Source organism: Paenibacillus timonensis (assembly GCF_022427145.1).
GTDB classification, from domain to species: domain Bacteria; phylum Bacillota; class Bacilli; order Paenibacillales; family Paenibacillaceae; genus Fontibacillus; species Fontibacillus timonensis.
This window is the reverse complement of sequence record NZ_JAKSXN010000097.1, coordinates 1-11,303: the sequence shown is the minus strand read 5'-3', so window position 1 is coordinate 11,303 and position 11,303 is coordinate 1. Positions and strand designations below refer to the sequence as shown.

The following is an 11,303-nucleotide window of genomic DNA, read 5'->3' as shown; positions in this document are numbered from 1 at the left end:
TTTCCCCACGGCCTCCAGCCGCTGCACGCATCTTGCCGCCAAGTGCCACACGCCTAGGCTAGCTTAGACCGGCTTAAGCTTCGCCCAGTGCCTTTTCCCGCCGGATCAACTCCAGCAAAGCGCGGCAGCCTTGCTGCACCAGGCCGTAGACCTCTTCGAAGTTCCCCGTGTAATACGGATCGGGAACTTCCTTCAGTTGCGATTCCGGCACCAGGTCCAGCAGCTTCACGATCTGAGCATTGGTCTTGCGAGCCAGCGCCTTCAAATCGCGTTCATTCTGGTTATCCATCGCGATGATATAGTCGAATTTGGCAAAATCGTCCTGCGCGACCTGCCGCGCTTTCAGCCCCTCATAGGAAATGCCGTATTGGTCCAAAATGCGGCGCGTGCCGTGATGCGGCGGATTGCCCGTATGCCAATTGCCCGTTCCGGCCGAATCGATCGCAAACCGTTCGCTGATTCCGGCTTCGCTTACCAGATGCCGAAAGACGGCTTCCGCCATGGGCGAACGGCAAATGTTCCCCAGGCATACAAACAAAACTCCCACTTTGCGTTTGTCGTTTTCCATGGTTCTCCTTCTTCCTTCCTATAACCTATCTACACTGCACTCTCTTAGCAGATAGTACTATAGGTTAAGCCGGAGAACAACCGGAGCTTCAGGCTTTGCGCGCCACCGGAATCCAAATTTCGCTTCGGTAATCGGGCAGCGATGTGTCCGGACTTTCGTTCCACAAGAGTTCCGGTCCTTCGGCCAGCTCGTAATGAGCGGACGGGAACCACTCCGAATAAATCCGTCCCCAAACGTTCTGCAGCGTCTCCGGGAACGGGCCGACCGCGGTGAACACCGCCCACGTTGATGCGCCCACTTCCAGCGAAGCGTAACCGTCCGGACAATCCTGCGTCGTTGCCACGCCCAGGTAATGGTCCAGCTCGCCCTGCTCCTCCATGCGTCCCTCCGAGAAGTTCGCCGAGGCGCTGATCATTCCAGCCGGTTCGAGGTTGGACAACCCCTTCAGTTGAGCAATCCTCTCCGGGGTTAAGCTTTGCGCCATTTCCGCAATATTGGGATTAATCCCCTGAAATTGAATCGGCACCCGTTTATGCAGGCCGACGATCCGAAAAGCTTCCTTCTCCACGATCCGATAATTCATTTCGCTTCCTCCTTGTATGGTGAGTTGGAAGGTCATCCGAGGATAAGCTTTGAGCGGCGAACCCGGATCTCTCGCTTCCGACGGCGTGATCCCATGCAGGCCTTGGAATGCCCGGGTAAATGCGTCGGCGGAACCGTAACCGTATTTGACCGCCAGGTCGATCACCCGTACCGGCCCCTGCTGCAGTTCGAAAGCAGCCAGCGTTAATCTCCGGCGGCGGACGTATTCCGTCAGCGGAATTCCGGCGAGGAACGAAAACATCCGTTTAAAATGGTACTCCGAACAAACGGCGATCCGGGCGACTTCCCCATAATTCAGCTCCTCCGTCAAATTCCGCTCGATGTAGTTCAACGCCTCGTTCATGTTTTTCAGCACATCCATCGTTTGCACCTCCTCTGGTTCCCAGCATACCAAGCATGCTCCGCCCCCCATCCGACTTTCCGCGCACCAATTATGCAGGGGAGTTCGAACCCGGGCCGGCGAAATGATTTTGCTATCAGTATATCGGATCATGAGGGGGACCGAAAGTTTGGCTAAGCAGCGGCGACGAACCGAAAAAACAGAAAGAGGAAAGGCCCCTCGGCCTTCCCTCCACAACAGCGGCTAAAGCTTGCCTTATGGCGTTTCCGTCAAGCCATCAAGCGTTGTCCCCGGCTCCTCGTCCTTCCAATCCGCAGAGGTATACAACGTGAAGATCAGATCCCGGTTCGCTTCCGCGAACCAGGTCAACCCGCCGTCCGTGGACAGCTTCGCTTCCCCGCCCGCATAAGGGTCGGCATCGCTGTAGGCAAACCCGTAGTTGTTGTCCGTGCTTGGCGTATAGTCCGAGCCGGGCGACTTCAGGATCAGACCGTACGTTTTGCTTGTATCCAGCCCTTTGAGCCGCGGATAAATCGAATAAGGCGAGATCGAACCCGGGATGTTGTAGGCCGGAAGCGAAGCCGTAAACAGCTGCTCCGCCGGTTGGCCCTGATCGTCCAGCACGACCAGCTCGAAATAATAGGCGTCTTTCGGCACCGCATTCCGATAGCTCTCATAAATGTAGACATCCAGTTTAGGCAAATCCGCATGCTCTAAAGTGAAGGTCTGCATCCGCTGGATGCCCGCCCGCACGTCGGAGTAATAGTCATACCCCTGATCGCTGTCATCCTGGTCGATGCGGCTGCCTCCCTCTCCGGGCGCGTAATAAGCTTCCAGCTCATAGATCGAAGGCACGCCGTAGTTCGTATTCAGGAAGAGTCTCAGCTTGGTTGTCGTGACCTCCGGGAACGTCAGCGTCCGGTTGTCGCCTAGCGTAAATCCTTTCGTAATGTTCCGGTAAGCCGTGCCGTCCCAATACTGCAGCGTATAATTGGCCGTTTTGAAATACGGATCCCGGAACTCCTTCACGACGACTTGATTGACCTTCGTTTCTGCGCCAAAATCGATTTCCGCCCATTGATCGTTCTGTTGTCCGTCGGCCGCGTTCCAGCGTGTCGCGAGATCGCTATCGGTCAGCTTATCCGCTTCGTAGCCGGGATCGCCCCAGGTCGATGAGACGTTGACCGGCTTTCCTAACGCCAGATTGGGCGGTAGCGGGTCCGCAGGCTCCGGTTTTCCTGAACCCTCGATCCGAATGACCGCCGAGCCTTTCGCTTCCAGCGAGTACATTAACGTTCCTTGCACCGTGCCAAGCGATCGCCCGCTGTAGAGCTCGGTCAGCCGGTACGGTTTGTTTGGTTTAAGGCCCAGATCGGTCAAATCGACCTGAATGTCCTGCGCCTGGTTCGTCCAGTTGGATAGACCGACAACACGTGCGTCTTTCCCCTGCGTCAGCACGGTGACGGCAGGAGAATGCGCCTCGTGATGATAAAAATCGGTCATCTGCAGCGGTTTCGCCGCCTGCCCTTTTTTCACCAGATCAAGCAGTTCCTCATTGTGCAGCCAAGCCAAACGGTCCTCGTCGATAAAAGGCAGGTTGTCGCCGATCAGGTAATGTCCCCCGCCCATCGTCACCGCCGTGTTTAGCAGCTTGGCATCCTGCTGGCTGAACTTGTACCAGAACCCTTGGATCACGTATTGCGGAATGATCATGTCCGGGTCGTTGTATTCGTAGATCGTGCCGTTCGTCCACCACGAAGCGGCGGTATTAAACGCCTGCCGCTCGATGCCGGAGTAGCTGGCCACGCCAAGCGACGTGTCGCAGGCCGCCCGGCGGCCATGGGCGAACGCGGCCGGTAGCAGCGGCGCGATCGACTCGTTGATGTAAATCGGGCGATCCGCCGCCAGTACGGCATCGCGGATGATGCCCATCCCGATCCGGTAATTCTGCATCCCGTTCACCGAAGGATCGTAATGCTGCCCTTCATACATCCCCATATCGATGAAGTCCAGTTTGATGTAGTCGTAACCCCAGCGGATGTAATCGTCGATGTTGCGTTTGACAATTTGCTGGGCGACCGGATGGCTGAGATCCAGCGCATACGTACCCAGGTACGTTTTGATCAGGTTCCCCTGCTCGTCCTTCAGGCAGATGTCGCGATGGGTCAAATTCGTACCTTCGATCGGCAGGTCGATCCATTCCTCATAAATCGTAAACGGCGTCGAATATCCGCCGGCTTTCAGCCCTTTGCCATGCACGTAGTCAATGAACTTGGTGATCGATTGGTCCGCGGGCAGACCGCTTTCCGGCTGAAATCCGCCGTCCAGATTGAAATAGTCATACCCGAGCGGCTTTAAATGCTCCGCTACGTAATCGACCATCGCGTACATGGCCTCTGCGGTGGCATAACGGTCATGCGAGTAGAACGTGTTGTAGCCCATCGGCACCTCGCCGTTCCATTCCATATGGGGTTCCCCCAGGTTATAAACGGTGCCGTATTCCTCCAGACCAAGTTGATAGTCGTCGTAATACCCGAGGAAAAACCGATCGGAAGACACCGTCGTTCCGCTATGACTCCCGCCCCAGTTGTACAAAGAAAATCCGGTCAGCGGCCCGTTCGGAATTTCGGCTTCGCCGAGCTTTTGGCTGCTTTTCCAATTCTGGACGGTGGCCGCCCCGCCAACGAAGCCGTGCTTGTTCTCGTTATCGAACACCGCCGCGACCCAATGGCTGATCCCGTTGAAGTCGTCCCAGGTCAGTTGCTCGCCGGCAAAGCGGTCGGCTCCGTTTTGGCTTTTGCCGAAATCGTCGACCGGGGCCACCCCGAAATCGAAATTGTTCGAATACGGGGTCGTAAAAATTTTCTTCGCATCGCCCGCTCCGATCTCGATCCGCTGCGCGGCAATAGGCGTCAGCTCCTCCACGGTCAGCCCGTTCGCCCGGTGCACCTGCATGTCGGCCAGTACGTACGATACTTTAGGATACAGGTAAAAGTTCAAATCGATTTGCTCGCCGGTTTCCAGCTTGCTGTGAATCGTCAGCTTACGTCCGTTTTTACCGTAGTGGTCCGGCTTCAGTTTCGTCCACTCCGCCGTGCTTTCCACGGAATCCCGCGTAGATCGCGTTTCGCCGCCTTTCTCGCGAAAGCTCGCCTCGAATTGCTGTACGACCGGCTGTCCGTTCCACGACAAGCTGCCGGTTCCTTCAGCCAGATCATAAGCCAGCGAATACCTTCCGTTCGACGCCTGAACGATGTTGCCGTTCCGGGCATACGCCCCCGCCTCTTCCTCCGCCTGCACGGTCTGCGCGGAACCCAAAGGACCGGAGAGTACCAAAGTCCCGGCCAACAGCAGGATGAATGCGAGCGCCGCCTTCCCTGTCCGTAAACGTCTTCTCACCTTTACGCCTCCCTCAAACGTGATATGGTGGAACCTCGGCCTACGATGCCAAAACTGGATGTTTTTTCTATCCCCATTCTAAAAACAGGCTGGTCCCGCAGCTATACCGCAATGTAATGATTCATGCAGGAAAACGCCTTACATCAAGGCTCCGCGCCAACTCGACGCAAAAAAGCCCGATTCCTGCGCAAAGCGTGGAACCGGGCGGTACGGCGACATCGATTGCTCTCGAGGAGCAGGCTAGCGCGTGCAGGCGCGGTAAGCGGTTGGCGAAATGCCGGCATGGCTCTTGAACTGGCGGGAGAAATGCGCCAGCTGCATCCCCAGCCGGTCGGCGATGTCGGCGATGCTGTCGTCCGTGTAGGTCAGCAGCCGTTTGGCCTCCTCCATCCGTTTGCGCTGCACGTAATGCATCGGGGTGGCGCCCATGATTTTTTTGAAATAAGGAATAAAATAGTTCGGATGCAAATGCACGATGTCGGCCAGCGTTTCGATTTCGATCGGCCCGTACAGATGCTCGTGGATATATTTCAGCACGCCGCTGAGCTTGTTCCGTTCCGTAAATTGCATATAATCCTTCAAATAATCGCGGTAGCCGCCCTCCTCCAGGCAGCAGGCGAGCAGGTTCAGCAGACAAGCCTGCATGCGCAGCCCGGCAAAGGGACCGCCGGACTGAAACTGGCCGATCATCTCGTCGAAGGTCGCGCGGACGTACTCCGGATTGCCGGCGTCGCTGATGAACAGCTTGCTTCCGGCATGAAACAGCGGCCATTCCCCGACCTGGGCGTCGAAATGGCAGAAATACCGTGTATAGGGATGATCCGGGTTCGTATACGTCGTTTGGCTGGTCCCCGCCGGCATGATCATCAACTGGCCCGGCCGAGGGTAATACGTCTCCCCGTTGATGATTACCGAACCTTCCCCTTCCGCGATAAAATACAGCCGGTTGAAGCTCGGAGCCAGCTCCGTCCGGTTCCAGCCGGGAAATCCGCTGCGCAGCTGCGCATGCGTTACGGTTACGGTCAAGCTCTCGGGCAGCCGCCCGGCGAGCAGATCCATCTCATTCATCGTTCACCCATTCCCCTTATCCGATGGTAAACCCTTCCACTTCCAAAGATTCTGCTCTTATTGTAGCATCCCCATTTATCGAATACACCTTAATTTTGCGCAAAACCGTCTTAATTCGTGCCATTCTCAACCCTATCGATTCAAGCTAAGCTAAGAGCGACAGGACTACTACATAATAGCTGACAGGACATTTAGAATGAGGTTCAACTACCTTTATGGGAAAGGCAGGGAGCGATTTAATGGACAAAGTACGTTTCGCCATCATCGGCATCGGCAATATGGGAACGTCCCACGCGCTGAACCTCTGCGGCGAGATCCGGGGCGCGGAGCTGACCGCCGTATGCGACACCAACCCCGAGCGCTTAAAATGGGCGAAGGAGCACCTGCCGGAGACGGTTCAGTTCTTCGGCACGCCGGAAGCGCTGTTCGCTTCGGGCGCCATGGATGCGGTGTTAATCGCTACGCCGCATTACGATCACCCGACGCTGGCGGTGCAGGCTTTTGAGAGCGGTTACCACGTACTGGTCGAGAAGCCGGCCGGCGTGTTCACCAAAGCGGTCCGCGAGATGAACGAGGCGGCCGCGAAGTCCGGCAAACAGTTCGGCATCATGTACAACCAGCGGACCAACCCGCTGTACGCCAAGCTGCGCGACCTCATGTTGTCCGGCGAGCTGGGAACGATCCGCCGCACGAACTGGATCATCACGAACTGGTACCGCTCGCAGAGCTATTACGACTCCGGCGGTTGGCGCGCCACCTGGGCCGGAGAAGGCGGCGGCGTGCTGCTGAACCAGGACCCGCACCAGCTCGATCTGTGGCAGTGGACGACCGGGATGATGCCGAAACGGGTCCGCGCGTTTTGCCACTTCGGTAAATACCGCAACATCGAGGTGGAAGACGACGTGACCGCCTACGTGGAATACGAAAACGGCGCCACCGGACTGTTCGTTACCACGACCGGCGAAGCGCCGGGCACGAACCGCTTCGAGTTGACCGGCGACAACGGCAAAATCGTCGTGGAGGACGGCAAGCTCACGTTCTGGCGGCTGCGCGTGCCCGAGCCGCAGTTCAACGCGGAATACACCGGCGGCTTCGGCCAGCCGGAATGCTGGAAATGCGAAATCCCGGTGAGCGGCGGCGACGGACCGCAGCATAAGGGGATTTTGCAGAACTTCACGAACGCGCTGCTGCGCGGCGAGAAGCTGCTGGCCCCTGGCGAGGAAGGCATTCACGGCCTGACGATTTCCAATGCCATGCACCTGTCGGCCTGGACCGACGACTGGGTGGACCTGCCGCTGGACGAGGAGCTATTCTACGCCAAGCTGCAGGAGAAGATCCACGCCTCCTCGTTCCGCAAGGACGGCGGCAGCGGCAAGGTGCTGGACGTGTCGGGCACGCATTAAGCGGCGTGGGACCGGGATGGGACGATCCCGGCAAGCACGGAGCTGAGCATGACCCGGGCGGGGCTCTCGTGCACGCACTACGCGGCGGAAGTCCCGCCACAATGGCTACTTCCGGGCAAATAGCGGACTTTTTTTCCTCTATTTGCTCCAAAACGACCCTTTGCGCCGGAATAAGGGCATAATTGGGCCTTATTTTCCTGAAATTCGCAAGTTTCGCCCGTTTCGCATGAGTCTCCATCAAAATAAGGACAAAAAAGTCCCTTATTTCACCGCATTCGTTTAGAACATGCAAAATAAGGCCATTTTTTACCCTTATTTAACTTTTGCTTCAAGGAGGAGCGATAGCCCATGTTGAAATTGTCCGTATTTACCGTATCTACCCCGGATTTGACGCCGGAGGAGCTGGTACAGGCCGCGCGCGAAGCCGGACTCCACGGCGTGGAGTGGCGTTTCAAGGAGGTCCCTGCCGAAGCAGCCGGTGAGAAGCCGTCGTATTGGCGCAACAATTTGTGCTCGATCGACCCGTCTTCATCCGAGGAGCAGCTGCTCCGCTTCAAACGCATCACCGAAGCCGAGGGGCTTGAAGTGGCCAGCATCACGCCTTATTTGAACTCGCTGGATCTGGAGGAGACGGAGCGGGTATTTTCCGTTGCCCGCCTACTCGGCGCCAAGATGATCCGCGTCGGCGCGGCTGGATACGACGGATCAACGCCCTACCCTGAGCTGTACGACAAAACGGTGCGCTATCTAAAGGAAGCGGAACGCCTAGCCAAGCAATACGGCGTCAAAGGGGTCGTGGAAACGCATCATCTGACGATCGCGCCAAGCGCCGGCCTCGCCCATCGGCTGGTCAGCCACTGCGATCCCGATCAGATCGGCGTCCTCTACGATCCGGGCAACATGGTGCACGAAGGGTATGAGCAGTTCAAAATGGGACTCGAGCTGCTCGGACCTTATCTCGCCCATGTCCACGTCAAAAACGCCGCCTGGTCGCAAACCGGAACACGCGAGGACGGCACCGCGGCCTGGCGCTGCGAGTGGTCGTCCCTGGCGGACGGCGTGATCGACTACAGCCGGCTGCTCCAGGACCTGAAATCCGTCGGCTACGACGGCTACCTCGGGATCGAGGATTTCAGCGGCCGCTTCGCTTCGAAAGAGATGCTCCGCAAGTTTGCCGAGTTTATCAGCGAAAGGATGTAAAGCCGATGACGACGCCGATGGATCAACAACAGCAGCCCTCTTTTCAAGCGAAGGACGGGATGAGCTACGCGCCCAAGGGACGGCCGAACGCCGTCGTGAAAGCGGGCGAATTCGTATTTGCCGCGGTGGCCCTGGACCATGGGCATATTTACGGCATGGCCGGCGGCCTGATCGAAGCCGGAGCGACCTTGAAATGGGTGTATGATCCCGACCCGGCCAAAGTGCAGGCATTCGTGGAACAGTACCCGCAGGCAACACGGGCGGACAGCCTCGAGCAGGTGCTCACCGACCCCGAGGTGCGGCTCGTCGCGGCGGCGGCGGTGCCTTCGGAGCGCGGTCCGCTGGGCCTCAAGGTGATGGACGCCGGGAAGGATTATTTTACCGACAAGACGCCGTTCACCCAACTGGAGCAGCTCGAAGCCGCACGCCGGAAAGTGCGCGAAACCGGACGCAAATATATGGTCTATTACAGCGAACGCCTGCATGTGGAATCCGCCGTGTATGCCGGCCAACTCGTTCAGCAAGGAGCGATCGGACGCGTGCTGCAGGTGACCGGGTTTGGTCCGCACCGGCTGAATGCGGGTTCGCGGCCGGAGTGGTTTTTTGAGAAGGAGAAATACGGCGGCATCCTTTGCGACATTGGCAGCCACCAAATCGAGCAATTCCTGTATTATACCGGGTGCCGGGACGCCCGGGTGCTGCACAGCAAGGTGGCCAACTACCATCATCCCGAATACCCCGAGCTGGAGGATTACGGCGACGCGACGCTGGTCGGAGATAACGGGGCGACGCAGTATTTCCGCGTCGACTGGTTTACGCCGGACGGCCTTAGCACTTGGGGGGACGGGCGGACGTTCATTTTGGGCACCGAAGGGTATATCGAGCTGCGCAAATACGTCGACCTGGCCCGGGACGCGGAAGGCGACCATGTCTACCTGGTGAATGCAGACGGAGAGCAACACTTTGCCGTGCGCGGACAGGTGGGTTATCCGTTCTTCGGCGAGCTGATCCTGGATTGCCTGAACCGCACGGAGAACGCCATGACACAGGAACACGCCTTCAAGGCCGCGGAGCTTTGTCTAAAAGCCCAGCAACAGGCGCTTCACATCACCACATCCTAATGAGACGGGAAGGGAACCAAAGATGCAAGAACCGATAGGCGCAGCCATCGTCGGCTGCGGAGCGATTTTTCCGCTGCATGCCGGGGCCGTGCAACAGCTGGACGGCGTAAAGCTGAAGATGGTCGTCGACAGCGATCCCTCCAAAGCAGAGCAGGCCGCTGCGGAATATGCCTGCGAAGCCGCGAGCGATTACCTCACCTTGCTGGAACGCGACGATATTCAAGTCGTCCATCTATGTACGCCCCATCACCTGCATGCGGAGATGGCGACGCAGCTGCTTCGGGCTGGAAAACATGTGCTGACGGAAAAGCCGCTCGCACATCACCTGAACGCAGCAGAGGACTTGCTGATAGAGGCACGACGCAGCGAAGCGCAGCTTGGCGTCGTTTTTCAGAACCGATACAACGCCGCGTCCCGGAAAATCCGCGAATTCCTGGACACGAAAACGCTGGGCAAGCTGATCTGCCTGAAAGGCGTCGTCACCTGGCACCGGGACGAGGCTTATTATGCCGACAGCCCTTGGCGGGGCCGCTGGTCAACGGAAGGCGGCGGCGTGCTGATTAATCAAGCGATCCATACGCTCGACCTGCTCCAATGGTTCGGCGGCGAAGTCGTCTCCATTCAAGGAAGCGTCACCGCCGACGCCCTTGGCGACGTGATCGAGGTGGAGGATACAGCGCACGCCAGCCTCCGGTTTGCGGACGGCGTCCGCGGGTTGTTTTACGCCACCAATGCGTATTTGGCCAACACTCCGGTTGAACTGGAGTTGGTGTTTGAAGGCGGCACGCTGCATCAGCGGGGCGATTGCCTTTATTTGACCCGAGATGGTCAAGAAAGCCTGATTTGCGAGCCGCCGGCCAGTCTCGACGAAACGGGAAGAATCATCGGCAAATCCTACTGGGGCTCAAGCCACCGGTTATTAATCGCCGATTTTTACGACCACATCCGGACAGGAACGCGCTTTGCGATCGGCGGCGAGGAAGGCCTCAAAACGCTGCGGCTCATCGCGGAGCTGTATCGTTCCTCCCGGACGCGGGACTCTAGATAAGAACAGGCAACCAGAACAAGGGACAGGGAACTAAGACATAAACAAACGGAAAATGGAATATCGTTGCGTAGAGAGTAGACCGTTTCTTACGAGGGGCGGTCTTTCTTGCATCGGGGAACTTGCCGGAGGATAAAGCCGGGGTTAGAGCATTCTTCTCATCCTAGAGAGGATAGAATTCAGTGCCGAATGAAAGCCTATGGGCACCTTAGTTCGCTCGTTCCTTGGCTTCTCCCGCTCTCTGCGCCGGATTTGCTCGGCCAGCAAGCACCGGTCCAGCTCCTTGCGAAGATCCCGGATATGCTGTTTGGCAACGTCCAAATCGTTCATATACATCACGCTCCCACCTCCTTTCATCATCAGTTAATCATCACCATAATTGGATAAACATTTCCTGCTTGATCCTTCCCTATCATAACGCCGCGGTTGCAGCCGCGTAAGGGTATAAAACGCCTTAAGTTCTTTTTTCCTCTTTCTCCCCGCAAAAAAAAAGCGGCCACCTTTGTTTTGATAAGCTACCCCTATATAGGACAATGAAATATAACATGTCCTATAT

9 protein-coding genes are annotated in these 11,303 nt (G+C 57.4%); 4 read left to right on the top strand and 5 right to left on the bottom strand.

Annotated elements, in window-relative coordinates:
* Positions 1-73: 73 nt before the first annotated feature.
* The 4 genes from MJ257_RS23580 to MJ257_RS23565 form a co-directional block, all read right to left on the bottom strand.
* Complete coding sequence (locus MJ257_RS23580) at positions 74-568, bottom strand: low molecular weight protein-tyrosine-phosphatase (RefSeq protein WP_240271579.1); 495 nt, start codon at positions 566-568, stop codon at positions 74-76.
* 88 nt (positions 569-656) lie between these two features.
* Positions 657-1,532, bottom strand: a complete 876-nt coding sequence (locus MJ257_RS23575; RefSeq protein WP_240271578.1) for an AraC family transcriptional regulator — start codon at positions 1,530-1,532, stop codon at positions 657-659.
* 234 nt (positions 1,533-1,766) lie between these two features.
* Positions 1,767-4,910 (bottom strand): galactose-binding domain-containing protein, encoded by a 3,144-nt coding sequence (locus MJ257_RS23570; RefSeq protein WP_240271576.1) that lies wholly within the window; start codon positions 4,908-4,910, stop codon positions 1,767-1,769.
* A 240-nt stretch (positions 4,911-5,150) separates the two neighbouring features.
* Positions 5,151-5,978, bottom strand: a complete 828-nt coding sequence (locus MJ257_RS23565) for an AraC family transcriptional regulator (protein WP_240271575.1) — start codon at positions 5,976-5,978, stop codon at positions 5,151-5,153.
* Positions 5,979-6,217: 239 nt separating this feature from the next.
* Between MJ257_RS23565 and MJ257_RS23560 the strand changes: the two genes are divergently transcribed.
* The 4 genes from MJ257_RS23560 to MJ257_RS23545 all read left to right on the top strand — a co-directional run bounded on the left by MJ257_RS23560 (position 6,218) and on the right by MJ257_RS23545 (position 10,750).
* Positions 6,218-7,381, top strand: a complete 1,164-nt coding sequence (locus MJ257_RS23560; RefSeq protein WP_240271574.1) for a Gfo/Idh/MocA family protein — start codon at positions 6,218-6,220, stop codon at positions 7,379-7,381.
* 351 nt (positions 7,382-7,732) lie between these two features.
* Entirely contained in the window at positions 7,733-8,581 is an 849-nt protein-coding gene (locus MJ257_RS23555) for a sugar phosphate isomerase/epimerase family protein (RefSeq protein WP_240271580.1), read from the top strand.
* Positions 8,582-8,586: 5 nt separating this feature from the next.
* Complete coding sequence (locus MJ257_RS23550) at positions 8,587-9,702, top strand: Gfo/Idh/MocA family protein (protein WP_240271572.1); 1,116 nt, start codon at positions 8,587-8,589, stop codon at positions 9,700-9,702.
* Between the two features lie 22 nt (positions 9,703-9,724).
* Positions 9,725-10,750, top strand: a complete 1,026-nt coding sequence (locus MJ257_RS23545) for a Gfo/Idh/MocA family protein (protein WP_240271570.1) — start codon at positions 9,725-9,727, stop codon at positions 10,748-10,750.
* 141 nt (positions 10,751-10,891) lie between these two features.
* On the opposite strand, the gene MJ257_RS23540 is transcribed toward MJ257_RS23545, so the two are convergent.
* Entirely contained in the window at positions 10,892-11,083 is a 192-nt protein-coding gene (locus MJ257_RS23540) for a hypothetical protein (protein WP_240271569.1), read from the bottom strand.
* Between the last annotated feature and the right edge of the window lie 220 nt (positions 11,084-11,303).

What these genes read in the sequence shown, in the direction of transcription:
- MJ257_RS23580 (WP_240271579.1), bottom strand. Translation starts at nt 568, where the DNA reads ATGGAAAACGACAAACGCAAAGTGGGAGTTTTGTTTGTATGCCTGGGG.
- MJ257_RS23575 (WP_240271578.1), bottom strand. Translation starts at nt 1,532, where the DNA reads ATGGATGTGCTGAAAAACATGAACGAGGCGTTGAACTACATCGAGCGG.
- MJ257_RS23565 (WP_240271575.1), bottom strand. Translation starts at nt 5,978, where the DNA reads ATGAATGAGATGGATCTGCTCGCCGGGCGGCTGCCCGAGAGCTTGACC.
- MJ257_RS23560 (WP_240271574.1), top strand. Translation starts at nt 6,218, where the DNA reads ATGGACAAAGTACGTTTCGCCATCATCGGCATCGGCAATATGGGAACG.
- MJ257_RS23550 (WP_240271572.1), top strand. Translation starts at nt 8,587, where the DNA reads ATGACGACGCCGATGGATCAACAACAGCAGCCCTCTTTTCAAGCGAAG.
- MJ257_RS23545 (WP_240271570.1), top strand. Translation starts at nt 9,725, where the DNA reads ATGCAAGAACCGATAGGCGCAGCCATCGTCGGCTGCGGAGCGATTTTT.
- MJ257_RS23540 (WP_240271569.1), bottom strand. Translation starts at nt 11,083, where the DNA reads ATGTATATGAACGATTTGGACGTTGCCAAACAGCATATCCGGGATCTT.